12 protein-coding genes and 1 tRNA gene are annotated in these 14,924 nt (G+C 72.0%); 8 read left to right on the top strand and 5 right to left on the bottom strand.

The genetic code is table 11. The features are described from left to right. The first annotated feature begins 6 nt into the window (after window positions 1–6). The gene (locus AB0G74_RS03765; RefSeq protein WP_361140207.1) at window positions 7–1,152 is read left to right on the top strand and encodes a questin oxidase family protein; all 1,146 of its coding nucleotides are present in this window, start codon (window positions 7–9) and stop codon (window positions 1,150–1,152) included. A gap of 135 nt (window positions 1,153–1,287) precedes the next feature. Here the strand turns inward: AB0G74_RS03765 and AB0G74_RS03770 are convergent, their stop codons facing one another. Then, window positions 1,288–2,079 carry a class III extradiol ring-cleavage dioxygenase gene (locus AB0G74_RS03770; protein ID WP_361140210.1) on the bottom strand — a complete coding sequence of 264 codons (792 nt, stop codon included), beginning with the start codon at window positions 2,077–2,079 and terminating at the stop codon, window positions 1,288–1,290. A 104-nt stretch (window positions 2,080–2,183) separates the two neighbouring features. Here AB0G74_RS03770 and AB0G74_RS03775 point away from each other — a divergent pair, with 104 nt between their 5' ends. Further along, window positions 2,184–2,726, top strand: a complete 543-nt coding sequence (locus AB0G74_RS03775) for a MarR family transcriptional regulator (protein ID WP_361140212.1) — start codon at window positions 2,184–2,186, stop codon at window positions 2,724–2,726. A gap of 431 nt (window positions 2,727–3,157) precedes the next feature. On the opposite strand, the gene AB0G74_RS03780 is transcribed toward AB0G74_RS03775, so the two are convergent. Beyond that, the gene (locus AB0G74_RS03780; RefSeq protein ID WP_361140214.1) at window positions 3,158–4,723 is read right to left on the bottom strand and encodes an MFS transporter; all 1,566 of its coding nucleotides are present in this window, start codon (window positions 4,721–4,723) and stop codon (window positions 3,158–3,160) included. Window positions 4,724–4,882: 159 nt separating this feature from the next. Next, window positions 4,883–5,791: a TetR/AcrR family transcriptional regulator gene (locus AB0G74_RS03785; protein ID WP_361140217.1), complete on the bottom strand. Its 909-nt coding sequence runs from the start codon at window positions 5,789–5,791 to the stop codon at window positions 4,883–4,885. A 288-nt stretch (window positions 5,792–6,079) separates the two neighbouring features. On the opposite strand from AB0G74_RS03785, the gene AB0G74_RS03790 reads away from it, so the two are divergent. Further along, window positions 6,080–7,552, top strand: coding sequence for a M6 family metalloprotease domain-containing protein (locus AB0G74_RS03790; protein WP_361140220.1), 1,473 nt, complete (start codon window positions 6,080–6,082; stop codon window positions 7,550–7,552). A gap of 154 nt (window positions 7,553–7,706) precedes the next feature. Here AB0G74_RS03790 and AB0G74_RS03795 read toward each other — a convergent pair whose 3' ends face one another. Continuing rightward, window positions 7,707–9,362, bottom strand: coding sequence for a class I adenylate-forming enzyme family protein (locus AB0G74_RS03795; protein WP_361140222.1), 1,656 nt, complete (start codon window positions 9,360–9,362; stop codon window positions 7,707–7,709). 210 nt (window positions 9,363–9,572) lie between these two features. On the opposite strand from AB0G74_RS03795, the gene AB0G74_RS03800 reads away from it, so the two are divergent. From AB0G74_RS03800 to AB0G74_RS03810, 3 genes are all read left to right on the top strand, one after another. Beyond that, window positions 9,573–9,645: transfer RNA gene (locus AB0G74_RS03800), tRNA-Arg, on the top strand. Window positions 9,646–9,739: 94 nt separating this feature from the next. Continuing rightward, the gene (locus tag AB0G74_RS03805) at window positions 9,740–10,072 is read left to right on the top strand and encodes a hypothetical protein (RefSeq protein WP_361140225.1); all 333 of its coding nucleotides are present in this window, start codon (window positions 9,740–9,742) and stop codon (window positions 10,070–10,072) included. Beyond that, window positions 10,069–10,824: a hypothetical protein gene (locus tag AB0G74_RS03810; RefSeq protein ID WP_361140228.1), complete on the top strand. Its 756-nt coding sequence runs from the start codon at window positions 10,069–10,071 to the stop codon at window positions 10,822–10,824. The genes AB0G74_RS03805 and AB0G74_RS03810 overlap by 4 nt, the downstream gene beginning before the upstream one ends. A gap of 139 nt (window positions 10,825–10,963) precedes the next feature. On the opposite strand, the gene AB0G74_RS03815 is transcribed toward AB0G74_RS03810, so the two are convergent. Continuing rightward, entirely contained in the window at window positions 10,964–11,494 is a 531-nt protein-coding gene (locus AB0G74_RS03815; RefSeq protein ID WP_361140231.1) for an ATP-binding protein, read from the bottom strand. A gap of 127 nt (window positions 11,495–11,621) precedes the next feature. Here AB0G74_RS03815 and AB0G74_RS03820 point away from each other — a divergent pair, with 127 nt between their 5' ends. Next, a complete protein-coding gene (locus AB0G74_RS03820; RefSeq protein ID WP_361140234.1) occupies window positions 11,622–12,662 on the top strand; it encodes a hypothetical protein in 1,041 nt (346 codons plus the stop codon). 167 nt (window positions 12,663–12,829) lie between these two features. Continuing rightward, a complete protein-coding gene (locus AB0G74_RS03825; protein ID WP_361140237.1) occupies window positions 12,830–14,914 on the top strand; it encodes a restriction endonuclease in 2,085 nt (694 codons plus the stop codon). The last annotated feature ends 10 nt before the right edge of the window (window positions 14,915–14,924 follow it).

The raw sequence follows: 14,924 nt of genomic DNA on the forward strand, positions 1-14,924 counted from the left end.
CCGGGTATGAGTACCTCATCCCCCGGCGAAGCCCCCGTCCCCGCCCCGGCGAATTCCGGCCCCGGCCCCGTCCCGGCCGGTCCAGCCCCGGCCGTCCCCGACTCGTCGGGCCGACTCGACGAGGCCCTGGACCGTATCCACGACCTGGGCCCCGAGTTCGACGGCTGGCTGAGCAATCACGCCCCGATGGCCGTCGAGGCGCTGGTGCGCCACGGCCGCTCCGACACGGTCCACCGCTGGCTGGACCGCTACAGCGAGCGGCTGGAGGAGCTGCCCGCCCCCGCCACCCCGATCACGGCGGAGAACTGGCGCGAGGCGCTCGGCGACCCCCGCCGGATCACCGACTGGGCGCTCTACTTCGAGCGGGAGACGGCGGACCGCCCGTGGCGCGAGGTGCTGGCCGAGTGGTGGCCCCTGCTGCTGCCCGGGATCGCGGGCGGCGCCACGCATCCGGCGATCCGGGTGGGTCATGCCGTACGGACCCTGCTGACCACCGAGGAGACCACGCCCCGGGTCGTCGAACTGGCCCACGGGCTGGGCTATTGGGCGGCCCGCCACGATCCGCTGCCGGCCGGGCTGCGTTTCACCGGTTCACCGGCGGACGCGACGGCGGCGCTGGGCGCGGTGGCGCCGGTACCGGACCAGTCGGCTGGCATCAATCGGCGGCTGGCACAGCTGACGGCGCTCCCGGACTGGCCGAACACCCCGGCCGCGCCCGGGTCGCCGGAGGAGGCCGAGGTACGGCTGCGCGGTCTGGTCGCCGCCGCGACGCACCGGTACGCGACCCACGGCCACGCCGAGCCGGTGATGCTGGTCCATGCGGCGACCGCGCCGAACGCCGTCCTGAGGACGCTGCCCGCACTCCCCCGGGAGCTGTGGACGGCGAGTCTGGACGCGGCGTGGGCGGCGTCCGCCGCCGTCACCGCCGCGTACGTCCCGGCCGGTCTGGAGCCCTGGCCGGGCGCGGGACACGGGACGGCGGCGGGCTCGGCACGGGCCGGGACCAGGACACCCGAGGAGATCTTCGCGGCGGCCGCCGCGCACGGCGACGACCACACCATCAAGTTCACGGATACGGCACTGGACGTCGGCGACCCTTTGGCACTGATCGCCGCGGGACGCTCGATCGACCTGAACGAGCCGCTGCTCTGACCGGCGGCGTGGCCACCGGAGCCGCCGCCCGCCGACCGTACGACGACACGACCGGCCATACGACGACGCGTTCGGCCGTACGGTGGCGAAACGGCGCCGGGCGCCCGGCCCCCCCAATCCCCTGAACCGCCCGCCTCAGCCGAACTGGAGGGACCGCTTGGCCAGCCCCCACCAGAAGCCGTCGATCACACTGCGCCCGCCGTCCAGTTCGTCCGCCGCCGCTCCCAGGGTGACGAAGAGGGGCGCGAAGTGTTCGGTACGGGGATGGGCCAGGCGTCCGGCGGGCGCCGCGTGCTCGAAGTCGAGCAGGGCGTCGACATCGGCCGATTCCAGCGCTTCCCGTCCCCACTCGTCGAACTCGGTGGACCAGCCGGGGATGCCGTCGCTCCGCAGGGCCGCCAGGTTGTGGGTGAAGAACCCGCTGCCGAGGATCAGTACGCCCTCGTCGCGGAGCGGGGCGAGCCTGCGGCCGATCTCCATCAGCCGGGTGGGGTCGAGGGTGGGGAGGGAGAGCTGGAGCACCGGAACGTCCGCCTCGGGGTACATCTCCACCAGCGGTACGTACGCGCCGTGGTCGAGCCCCCGGTCGGGCACGTCCTGTACGGGGGTCCCGGCCCGGCGGAGCAGTTTCCGTACGGAGTCGGCGAGGGCGGGCGCCCCGGGGGCCGCGTACCGGACGGTGTAGTAGCGCTCCGGGAAGCCCCAGAAGTCGTACACGAGCGGCAGGGTCGTGGTGGCGCCGAGCGCCAGCGGGGCCTCTTCCCAGTGGGCGGAGACGATCAGGATCGCGGTGGGCCGGGGCAGCTCGGCCGACCAAGCGGCGAGCTGACCGGGCCACAGCGGATCGTCGGCCAGCGGGGGCGCGCCGTGGGAGAGGTAGATCGCGGGCATGCGCCCCGTCGGGGAGGTCTCGGTCGCGGTGGTCATGGCGTCTCCGATCCGACGAGAAGCTTGAAAGTTCAAGCTGACTGTTCCCGCCTACCGTAAGACCATTTAGTTCAACTTTCAAGAACAGGTCGTACAGTAGAGGCATGAATACGGCATCCACGGCGTCCCCCGCCCACGGCGAGGGCAGCTGCGAGGGCGGCCCGGCGCCGCGCTGGCTCACCGATGACGAACAGCGCGTCTGGCGCGCGTATCTCCATGCCACCATGCTTTTCGACGACCATCTCGACCGCCAGTTGCAGCGTGACGCCGGGATGCCGCATATCTACTACGGGTTGCTGGTCCAGCTCTCACAGGCGCCGCACCGCCGCAGGCGGATGACCCAACTGGCCATCGACGCCAAGATCACCCGCTCCCGGCTGTCGCATGCGATCTCCCGGCTGGAGAAGAAGGGCTGGGTCCGGCGCGAGGACTGCCCCTCGGACAAGCGCGGCCAGAACGCGGTCCTGACGGACGAGGGGTTCGCGGTCCTGGAGAGCGCCGCCCCCGGGCATGTGGAGGCGGTCCGCCAGGCCATGTTCGACCGGCTGACCCCGGAGCAGGTGGACCGGCTGGGCGAGATCATGATGATCATCGCGGACGGCCTCCAGCCCGCGGACTCGGGCGCCGATCTCCCCTGGCTCCGCTGACCCCCGCCACCCGGTTACCCGGCCGCCGGACCGCCGACGGCCACCCGGCCACCCGGCCACCGGGCCGCCAATGGCCACCGGGTCGCCGAGCCGCCAGGCCACCGGATCCGACCGCCGGTCGCGTACCCCCTGACCCGCCCGCCGGGTCCGGCCACCGGGCTCGCCCCACGGGTTCGTTCCCCGGCCCGAAGACCCGGCCCGTCCCACGACGACCCGCACCACGACGACCGGCCGCGGACGCCGGTAGCCGACACCGGTGGCCCCGGCGCCGGCCGTCGACAGCGGTGGGCCCCGCCGGAGGATTCACCTCCGGCGGGGCCCACCGCGTTTCCGTACCCGGGCGGATCGGCGACGCCCGTGCCCGGACTACCGACCTCTTCCGGCTCCGACCGGCCCGGACCGCACCCGGACCTGATCGCGCCGGACCGGCGTCAGTGTGCGATCACCGGCACCTTGACCTCGGCCTCGGCGCCGTCGCCGCCCGCCACCGTACCGGCGCCACCGGCACCCGGACGGCCCGCGTTGATCATGGTCAGGGCGATTACGGCGGCGACGACGAGGATGGCCACGGCCCACCAGATCGCCGAGGTGAAGCCGTGCACCATGCCCTGGAACTGGAGCAGCTCCCGGCTGGTGGCACCGGCCGCCCGGTCGGCGATGAACGACGACGTGGCGGAGGCCGCGATCGTGTTCAGCAGGGCGGTACCGATGGCACCGCCGACCTGCTGGGAGGTGTTGACCATCGCGGAGGCCACACCGGCGTCCTGCGGCTCGACCCCGTGCGTGGCGAGCGCCATCGCGGGCATGAACGCCGTACCCATACCGAGACCGAGCAGCAGCTGCGCGGGCAGGATCAGGGCGGGGTACGAGCTGCCTATCTCCAGCTGGGTCAGCATCAGCATGCCGACCGCGGCGACCAGGAAGCCGGGGCCCATCAGCAGTCGCGCCGGGACCCGGGTCATCAGCCGGGTGCCGATCTGCGTCGAGCCGACGATCATGCCGACGACCATCGGCATGAAGGCGAACCCGGTCTTGACCGGGGAGTACCCCTCCACGACCTGGAGGTAGATGGTGAGGAAGAGGAAGAGGCCGAACATGCCGATGATGGCGAGGCCGAGGGAGAGGTAGATCCCGGCCCGGTTGCGCTCGGTGAGCACCCGCAGCGGCAGCAGCGGCGCCTTCACCTTGGACTCGACGGCCACGAAGGCGCCCAGCAGGACGACCGACGCGACGAACATGCCGATGGTCAGGCCGTCCGTCCAGCCGGAGTGCTCGGCGCGGGCGAAGCCGTAGACCAGGGCGACCAGTCCGAGGGTGGAGAGGACGACACCCGGGATGTCGAGCGAGGAGCGGTTGCGGGCACCCGCGGGCTCCTTGATCACCAGGTAGGCGCCGACCGCGGCGACGATCGCGAACGGGATGTTGACGTAGAACGTCCAGCGCCAGTCCAGGTACTCGGTGAGGAAGCCGCCGAGGATCAGACCGACGGCGCCACCGCCACCGGCGATCGCACCGTAGATACCGAACGCCTTGGCGCGCTCCTTGGCATCGGTGAACATCACGGCGAGCAGCGACAGCGCGGCGGGCGCGAGCAGTGCGCCGAAGACGCCCTGGAGGGCGCGGGCGCCCAGCATCATGGCCTCGCCCGTCGCGGCGCCGCCGAGGGCGGAGGCCGCGGCGAAGCCGATGAGGCCGACGATGAAGGTCCGCTGACGGCCCCACAGGTCGGCTATCCGGCCGCCGAAGAGGAGCAGACCGCCGAAGGCGAGGGCGTAGGCCGTGATCACCCACTGGCGGTTGCCGTCGGAGATGCCCAGGTCCTCCTGGGCGGTGGGCAGCGCGATGTTCACGATGGTGGCGTCGAGGACCACCATCAGCTGGGCGAGGGCGATGAAGACGAGGGCCTTCCAGCGCGCGGGGTCGGCGCCGGGGATGCCGCCCGGGCCGGAACTGTCCGGCAGGGCGGTATCGGGAAGGGTGCGGTCGGTTTTTGACATGCGTGGAGCCACCTTGGAGTGCGAAGAGGTCATGTCGCCCCAATCGGGGCGTACGGTCGGCGCGACGAGGTCAGAGAGTCGGCCTGCCGAGGTCGTTCGGGCGTCGCCGGTACGGCTCTGGAGCCGGTCCCGTACGGAGGTCCGGTGCGGCGGTCGGGGTCAGTGGTGGTTGCGCAGGTCCTCCAAGGTGATGGATGTGCCGGTCAGTTCGGAACGAGCGGGCGCCTCGACTCCGTCGAGAAAGAGCTGGAGATAGCGGTGCACATACGACGTGTTGCTGTCGCAGCTCGTCCCCGGCAGGGGCCGGGTCAGCAGGCCGACGGCCATCATCAGATCGCTGGCGCCGACGTCGTGGCGCATCCGGCCCGCCGTCTGGGCCCGTTCGACCATGGCGGCCACGGTCGCCTCCAGGCGGGTGCGCCGGATCACCAGATCCGGATGCTCGCCGTCGAAGGTCTCCTTGATCATGGGGCACAGGGCCCCGGTCCGTTCGTCGGCCGCCCTGTGGACGAACCGGCGTACGGCGTCGAAGGGGTCGGCCTCCTCGGCGGAGGCCCGTTCCGCCTGGGCGCAGGCGCGATCGAGGACGGAGAGGACGACCGCGTGCACCAGGGACGCGCGGTCGGGGAAGTGCCGGTAGAGCGTGGCGTTGCCGACTCCGGCGCCGCGGGCGATCTCGTCGAACGACACCTCGGCCCCGTGGGCCGTAAACATGTCGCGGGCGGTACGGACGATCCGCTCACGGTTGCGCAGGGCGTCGGCCCGGGTCCGGCCGCGCGGGGCGCGGGCGCCGGAATGGTCCGGGCAGCCGCCGGTCACGGCGGCACCGGCACCGGCCGACCCGGCGGCGCGGTCGGCGAGGCCGCCGAGGCCGGAGATCCGCGTCGCGGCGTCGGCATCGGCACGGGCGGCGTCCCTGCCGACGCCACTGCCGCTACCCCTGTCGCTGTCCGCGCATACGACGGCGCCGGGGTCGGCGGCGCCGGTGTCCCGCCCGGAGGCGGTGTCGGCCCGCACGGCCGTACCCGCGCCCGTACCCTCGCCCACGGCCTCGGCGGCTGCGCTCACAGTGTCCACTCCCTTCGCCCCCGTCGTCCCACGGCTGTCGTGACGTCCGGACGCCACGACACCGGGTCCCGCCCGTCATGTCTGTTCGGCTCCCGGTCTCCCGGGCCGGCCGTCCGAAGCGGGGATCGGCTCCCCGTTTCGCGCGGCACTGATGCAAACGGGGACCCGCTCCCCGTTTGTTTCCCAAACCGAATGTGACCTACATCACATTTCCGTCGTTGTTCGGAACCCCACCCGATCGGCCCCACTCCGCGCGCGCCCCTCCCCCGCCGCCCGGAGGCTGATCGCATGCACCCCGCGCGCCGCCGGAGAGGCCCGAACAGCCGGATATCCAGCCGGAAGACCGGCTGGGCGTCCCGGGCGCCGAAGCACGCCCCCGTCCCCGAATCCCCCCTGGCCCCCACCCCGCCGAGCGGCCTCCCGCCCCTTCGCGGCGGCGGCAGCGGCTCCGGCGGCCGCCGGGGCGGAGCGAGCCGTGGCGGAGCGGGTACCTCCGGCCGGATCCGCCGGACCCGCCGGATCGGCGGCATCGCGGCGTTCCTCGCCCTCGCGATCGCCGCCCTGACCACCGCGAGCGATCCGCTGTCCGGGCCGGGCGGGACCTCTTCCGCGGGCCCGGCCGCCGCGCCCGACGCGACGGGCCTCGGCCCCTGCCGCCTCCCGGCGACCCTGGGCGTCCAGATGTCCGAGGGCCTGCCGACCCCGCCCGGTTTCTCCCCCTCGACCGGTGAGATCCGCGCCCTCAATCTGATGATCGACTTCCCGGACGCGGTGGGCGAGGGCACGGCGGCGGAACGTCTCGGCGAGTTCTTCCCGCAGACCGCGGAGTGGTTCCGGACCAGTTCGTACGGCCGGCTCAGCTATCTCCCGCAGTCCCCGCTGAGCGGCTGGCTGCGGATGCCGAAGCCGTTCACGGAGTACGGGATAGAGCGCGGCTCACCGTACGAGCCCGCCTACCGCGATCTGGTCGACGACATCGTCGAGGCGGCCGACCCGCAGGTCGACTTCAGTACATACGACCTGGTCAACATATTGGTCACGCCCAACGCGGGCCCGTCGGCGCTGGACACCGTGCTGTCGGTGACGTTCTCCGGCAACCCCGACGCGCCCGTCGCCGACGGCGTACCGCTGGCGAACACGTCCTTCGTCTACAGCCGCCAGGACGACGGCTCGGGCTCGTACGCCGAGACCGGCTTCCGGGTCCTGCCGCACGAGAACGGCCATGTCTTCGGCCTGCCCGACCTCTACACCGCCGACGGCGGCGGCACCGTCGGCCACTGGGACATCATGTCCGAGGACTGGGGGGCCAACAACGACCTCCTGGGCTGGCACAAATGGAAGCTGGGCTGGCTCGACACGGACCAGATCCACTGCGCGTCCGCGCCCGGCACGGCCGAGTACCGGCTCACGCCGCTCGCGACCACCGGGGGCGCCAAACTGACGATCGTCCCGGTGTCCGCCGATACCGGCTACGCCGTCGAGGTCCGTACCCGCGAGGGCAACGACGAGGCCGTCTGCCGCCCGGGGGTCCTCGTCTACCGCGTCCAGGCCGGGGTGGACACCGGCCAGGGCCCGGTCACGGTCTCCGACAGCCGTACGGACAGCGGCGGCTGCACCAAACGCCCCAATGTGCACGCGGAACTGTCGGACGCGCCGTACCGCCCCGGTGAGAAGTTCCGGGACAAGGAGCACGGGGTGGAGATAGCGGTGCTGTCGGAGGACGAGGACGGAACGTACAAGGTCCGCGTCACCCGCGGCTGACGCGATCCGCCGCGGCACCTCTTTTGCCTGGCGTTACGCCCCCGGCCCGCGGCCCGGCACCTCTTTGTCCGGCCCTACGCCCCCGTCCCGGCCCGGCCCGGCACATCTTTTGTCCGGCCATCCGCCTGCCCAGCCCTGCGCCCTCACACCGGCCCTACGCCTTCACACCGGCCAGGGCCGCCGATTCCCGCAGCTCCCGCTTCAGCACCTTCCCGGTCGCGTTCCGGGGTACGTCGCCCAGGACGACGTACGCGGGCACCTTGAAGGCCGCGAGCCGCTCCCCCGCGTACCGCCGCAGTTCGTCCGGGCCCGCCCCGGCACCGGCCCGCAGCCGGACGACGGCGGCGACCTCCTCCCCCAGTTCGGGATGGGCCACGCCGACGACGGCGGCGTCCTCGATCGCGGGATGCCCGAGGAGGACGCCCTCGACCTCCGCGCAGTACACGTTCTCGCCGCCGCGGATCACGATGTCCTTGATCCGGTCGACGACCGCGATCCGTCTCCCGCCGGCCCCTTCACCCTCCTCGCCGAGCACGGCGAGATCCCCGGTCCGGAACCAGCCGTCGGGGGTGAAGGCGGCGGCCGTGGCCTCGGGATCGCGCCAGTAGCCCCGGATCAGCGACTGCCCGCGCAGCCACAGCTCGCCGTGCTCGTCGGTCCTGACCTCGACGGCGGGCGCGGGAATCCCCGCGGCGGCGGGATCGGCGCGGTAGGCGTCGCCGAAGTGCGCGAGTACGCCGCCGCAGGTCTCGGTGAGCCCGTACCCCGTACGTGGTTCGATCCGCCCCTCGTACCGCTCGGCGACCCGGGCCGCGAGCGCGGGCGGCGGGGCGGCGCCGCCGGTCGAGAGATGGGTCAGCGACGCCAGCTCGTGCCCGGCGCGCTCGGCGGCGTCCAGCAGCCGCAGCGCCGTCGTGGGTACCCCGGAGAAGTGGGTGACGCGATACCGGTCGATCAGCCCGAGCGCCGCGTCGGCGTCCCACTCCCGCATCAGGACGATCGTGCCGCCGACGGCCATCACGGAGTAGACGTGCGTGAAGGCGGCGGCGTGGAAGAAGGGGTACGTCATCAGGGCGACAGGCGCGGGCCCGGCCCCCGGTACGCCCCCGCGCGCGAGCACGGCGACGGCGGCGTGGAACCGGGGGTGCACGGCGGCCCCGGCCTGCGCGAGCTGGGTGGCGACGGCACCCCGGGGACGGCCCGTGGTGCCCGAGGTGTAGAGGATCGTCGCATCGTCCTCCGGCCGGATCTCCACGACGGGCGGGGCACCGTACGGATCGGCCGCGGGCAGATCTTCATACCGCTCGAACCCCTCCGCGCCCGCCCCCTCCCCGGCCTCGCCCCGGAAGACGACACCCCGCACCCCGACCCGCCGGGCCCACCCGGCCACCCGGGGCAGCCGCTCCCCGTCCACGAGCAGCACCCTCGGAGTGCAGTCGTCGAGGGCGGCGGCCAGCTCGTCAGCCGTCCACCAGGCATTGAGGGGCACGGTCACCAGACCCGCGAACTGGGCGGCCCAGAAAGCGATCTGCCACTCGGGATGGTTCCGCATCACCACGGCGGCCCGCTCCCCCGGCCGCATCCCGTACTCCTCCACCAGCCGCCGCGCGAGCGCCGTCGCCGCCGCGAAGAACTCCCCGTACGTATAGGACACATCGTCCCCGACCAGGAACACCCGGTCCCGGTACGCCCACGTGGTCTCCACGAACTCGACCAGGGTGCGCGGCGCGTTCACGTACCGCAGCACCCCGTCGTCCCCCCGCCCCACCTCGAACGGCCCACCCGGCGCCACCAGCTGCTCCCGCCTCACGGCCGCCTCCTCCACCAGACCGGGACACCGTCCGGGCCCCACGCACGGGGACGCTAGGTCGCCCCCGGACCCCCGTCAAGCCACGTCCCCCGCCCCGAGAGGCGACCCACCCGGGACCGATCCGCTAGGCTGTCACCGGCGATCGGCTACTCCGAGCCCGACACGGGCCCGACGGACCGTGACCGACCGACCGGGACTCCGGTCCACCCCGCCTTCGTAGCTCAGGGGATAGAGCACCGCTCTCCTAAAGCGGGTGTCGCAGGTTCGAATCCTGCCGGGGGCACAGCAAAGCAGCAGGTCAGAGGCCCTGTCGTCCGTTAGGGCGGCAGGGCCTCCGGCGTGCGGCACACATTCAGCGTGTGGGGGGGCTGCGTCCCATGACCGCGAAGGACGAGTCGGCACGGCGCCGCTACGAGCATCTGGTCGACCGCCTGGAAGGGCTCTTGCGGGCGAGCCTGAAGCCGGAGTACGCCGGATATTACGGGCAGCTGATCCTCGGCGCCGAGCGCCTGGAGGAGCTGGGCGACCTCCAGAACGTCCGGCGAGCGGCACGTGAGGCCGGGAGCCGACTGGGCTGGAAGACGATCACGAGGCTGGTCGGCGGCAGGCTGTTCGTGCTCGATGATCGCGAGGTCCCCGAGGAGATCGAGAAGCGCACCGGGGACGCGACGGCCAAGGCGGTGGACCAGGCGTGGCGGGAGAACCGTTGAGCCGCGCCGCCCTACCCGAACCCGGAGGGGTGCTCGCCGAGACCGACTGGGCCGCCCTGGAGCACGCGTACGGACCGGCGACGGACACCCCCGCGCACCTTGCCGGGCTGCTGGACGCCGACCAGGGCGTGAGATCGCGGGCCCTGGACCACCTGCACTACGAGGTGCACCACCAGCAGACCCTGTACACCGCCACGGTCCCGGCCGTGCTCTACGTCGCGGGCGTTCTCCCCGACCCTCGTACCGACCGGCCCGTCGACAAGGGGCCTCACGACTTCCCCGGTTCTCTGCGTGCCGGGCTGCTGGGTTGGCTCGGCTCCGTAGCCGACCAGGTCGGCGACGAGGCAGCGGAGGTCAGCCGTCGGCTGGGATTCCCGCCCGAGGAGTACCCGCCCTTCGTCCAGGTCGGTGAGATCCGCCCACTCCTGTACGTCTCAGTCGCCGCGTGGACTGCCGACCACGACCCGGACGTGAGCGATGCGGCGATCGCCGCCTGCGCTCCCCTGTTGGACGATCCCCGCCTGCGTCATCACCGAACGGCCCTGGTACCGCTGTTGCGGGAGCAACTTGCGGTGAGCGCGCTGTGGCAGTACCAGGAGCGGGCCGTCGAAAGCCTTGCCGCCTGGGGCGAGGACACCTCGGGCATGAGAGTCCGGAGGAATGCCTTCGATGTGTGCGATGCGCCGAACAACACCTCGTCGGAGACTGATTGGGCCTGGTCACGGAGTGATGGGGAACCTCCACCGTTCTGACCGCAACCGCTCAACTATAGGCACGCATCGGGCGGGCCGAGACCGCCGACCACGAGACCGGTCGCCTCCCCAGTCGCTCGGTGTCTCGGCCCGTGGTGGCAGCGCCCCACCACATAGCGCACGGGACAGCCAAGGGCACTCAGCGCTGAGTGTGCCGAGCTGCCGCCAGCGCTGCGAGGAGCGCCTTCTGGTCTCCGGTGTGGACGATGGCTTCCTCGTCCTCGGCCGGGGTGTCGAAGCGGGCGAAGAAGTCGTCGAGGGCTTCCGGGGTGACAGCGAGGGCGTTGGCGTCCTCACGCCGGTTGCGTTCGGCCAGGCGCCGCAGCAGTTCGTCGCGGTCGGCGGGGAGGTGGACGACGACAGGATGGCCGCCTGCTTCACGCACAGTCTCCCGCCAGGCGTCCCGGTCGGTACGGCGCCACAGTCCGTGGTCGAGGACGACGTCGTTCCCGGCCTGGAGTTCCTTGGTGAACCGTTCCCGAATGGTCTCGACGGCGGGTCGCTCGCGCTCGAAGTAGGTGTGCTCGGGGTAGTCCACGCCGTATCGGCCGTGGAGGCGGTGTACCTCCTCGTCCACGGACAACCGGACGTAGCCGTGGCGGGTGAGGCTCTTGGCGACGGTGGTCTTGCCGGAGCCGGTGAGGCCGACCAGGAGAACGGCGAGGGGCACGGGGTCATCCCTTCCGCGACGGGCGGGCGTGAGCCTGCATCACACTGGGTCAGTGTCCTACCCGTGACGGCCCAAGAGGCATTTACCCAGCTCTACCACAGTGTTGGATCACCATCGAGGTGAGGCAGTGAACAGTCCGGTACGGACCAACCAGTACGCCGGCCGCTGCGCTCGGTGCGGCGCGGATGTCGGGGCCGAGGCTGGCGTGCTGCTCCGCAGTGTGTGGGGCAACTGGGTGGTCTACCACCCGGCTCATGCACCGACACCCGACACGGACGGCACCACGTCGGACGCCTCCGCCATGCGCTCCAACCAGAGAGACGGGGAGTGCGAGGTCTGCGGCTCGATCGTTCCGGCAGGGCTCGGAGTGCTCGTGAACACCGGCTTCGGCGGATGGGACGTCTACCATCGCGAACACGTCCGTGAACCCGCGCCGCCGCCCCGGCGTCACCACCCGGGCTGGCACCGACGCCGTCTCATGGCCCTGGACATCGCGACCACCGGCAATCGCTACGGCGTCGACCGTATTCTCGGCGCGGCCGTGCGCAGCACCGACGGAACGGACCGGTCCTGGCTCATCGCCCCTGGTCCCGGCCCGATGTCCGTCGCGCCTCGCAAGAACCACAGCATTTCGATGGAGCACGCGCGTACCTGCGGGGAGCCTGCCTCCCAGGCATTGGAAGAACTGGCGACCGCATTAGCCGAGCATTTGGCGGCCAAGGAACCACTGGTGGTCTGGCACGCTCCGTTCGTGCTGACCACGTTGGAGACCGAACTGCTCCGGCACGGACTCACTCCATTGTCCAATCGTCTGGCCAACGGCTTGGGACCCATCTGCGACCCGCTCGTCCTGGACCGGCACGCCGAACCCTTCCGCCCTGGTGGGCGCGCCCTGGAAGCGGTCGCCGAGTGGTACGGCATCCCGCACGAACGCCCCGGTGATCCCTCCTGTGACGCCGAGACCGCACTCGTCCTCGCGCAGGTGATCGCTGCCTGTGATCCGGCCATTGGACGCTTGTCCCGTCCGGCCCTCCACCGGGAACAGGTGCGCTGGCACGAGCAATACGTACAGGAGGCCGAGGCTCGGCGCCCCGACAGGAACAGAGATCACCTTTGGCCTCTGGGAACGGTCCAGGTGCTGGATTGGGAGGAGCACGATCCCGCCTGACGGCAGGGCCTCCGGCGGGCTGGGCGGGTTTGTCGGGCGGCGGGGATCTGGTGCAAGGGCATGGGCCGGTTCGTCGTCGCCTACTAGAGTCGGGTCATCACTACTGGTAATGGGGTCGGGGTCCCGGAACAGGTGTGCCGGGGCGCTGGTGGGGAGGCCGGGAGAGCATGAGCCGTCGCTCCGATGGGTTGGTCGGGATCTGGGCCGAGGCGCAGCGTCAGCAGCAGCGTCAGCGGGAGGCGCAGGACAGGTTCGTACGGGAGCAGGAGAGGCAGCAGCGTGCCTATCGGCGGCAGGCGGAGCGTAGCTATCGGGAGCAGCGGGAGGCCGAGGCGCGGCGGCGGACGGCGGAGCTAGAGGCGCGGGTCGAGGTGTTGCGGGGGTTGCTGGCGGCGGGGTGCGGGGCGCCGGCGTTCCGGGTGGAGTCGTTGCGGCGGGTGGAGCACGTGGAGCCGTTCGCGCCGGGGCAGTTGGCGGTTCCGCTGCGGATGCCGGATCCCGGTCACTATCAGGCGCAGGGTGGGGGGTGGACGGCCGCGCGGCGGGCTCAGGCGCAGGCGGAGGCCCGGTCGCGGTTCGAGCGGGACTGGGCGGCGGCGCAGGCCGCGGAGGCGCAGCGGCAGCGGCAGTTGGCCGCGTATCAGCAGGAGTACCGGCGTTGGGCTGATGGCCGGTTGGGGGAGATACGGCGGCACAACGCGGGTATCGCGGAGATGCTGGTGGGGCTGCGGGAGGGTGACGCCGGGGCCGCGGTGGAGTATTTCTCGGCTGCTTTGTACGCCTCGACGGGGTGGCCGGACGGGCTGCCCCGGCAGCTGTCGGCCGCGTACGACTCCGGTGCGCGTCAGCTGGTGATGAACTGGGAGCTGCCCCGGTACGACGTCGTACCGGAGGCCAAGTCGGTGCGGTACATGATCAATGCCGATCAGGAGAAGGAGGCGCCCCGGCCGGTCGCGCAGCGCCGGGCCCTGTATCGGGATGTGCTCGCGCAGTGTCTGCTGCTGGTGCTGCGGGATCTGTTCGCGGCGGACGAGTTCGGGGCGCTGGAGTCGGTGGCGCTGAACGGGTTCGTGGACGATCACGATCCGACGACCGGACGGCGGGGGTCCATCGTCCTCGGTACGGTGATGGCCACCCGGGCGGCCTTCGCCGGGCTGCATCTGGAGCAGGTCAACGCGGTCAACTGTCTGGTGGACGGTCTTCGGGGGCAGTTGTCGACGAAGCCTGATCAGTACGCGCCCGTACGGCCCGGCCGGGTGCCGGAGGATGTCGGCGGCGGTGTCGTCACCCATGGCGGGGACGACGATCCCGATCTGTACGCGATGGACCCGGTGGCCTTCGAGGAGCTGGTCGCCGAGTTGTTCCGGGCGATGGGGATGCAGGCGGTGACGACGCAGCGGTCGAATGACGGCGGGGTCGATGTCGACGCGCTGGATCCCACGCCGATCCGGGGCGGGAAGATCGTCGTCCAGGTCAAGCGGTATCGCGGTACGGTGCCGCCGACGGCCGTCCGCGATCTCTACGGCACGGTTCAGGACGCGGGCGCCAACAAGGGTGTGCTGGTGACGACTTCGGGGTTCGGGCCGGGTTCGCACACCTTCGCCAACGGCAAGCCGCTGGAGTTGGTGTCGGGTGCCGAGTTGGTGGATCTGCTGCACCGGCACGGGCTCCGGGGGCGACTGGGCGACAGCGGCGGCAGTGGCGGTGGCGGTGAGGGTCGGCGGGTGCCCGCGCAGCGGGCCGAGCCGGATCCCGGGCCGGGCCCGGAGGACCACAACGTGCTGGGCATGTTCTGGTCCGGTGGTGTCGCCCTGGACGTCTGTGCGCTGGTCTGCCGGGACAATCGCGTCCTGGACGACGAGCACTTCGTCTTCTTCAACAATCCGCGTACGCCGGACGGTGCGGTACGCGCGCTTCCGGCCGTGCCGCCGGACCGGGCCGCGATCCAGGTGTCCTTCGACGAGCTGCCCGCGCGGGCCAACCGGCTCGTGGTGGTCGCCGCGGTCGATCCCGAGGTCAATCCGGCGGCCGATCTGTCCGGGTTCACCCGGGCCGGGATCCGGCTGCTGGACTCCGGGGGCACCCCGCTCGACCAGTTGGAGGTCTCCGACGGCCGCCCCGGTGAGACGGCCCTCGTCCTGGGTTCCTTCCGCCGCCGGGCCAATGGTGACTGGGAGTTCGTCCCCGGCGGCAGGGGCTACCGGGGTGGTCTGGAAGAGCTGATCCAGGACTACGGCATCGAGGTCGAGTAGCGGGCGCGGC

The organism is Streptomyces sp. NPDC020875 (assembly GCF_040641415.1).
Lineage (GTDB): Bacteria > Actinomycetota > Actinomycetes > Streptomycetales > Streptomycetaceae > Streptomyces.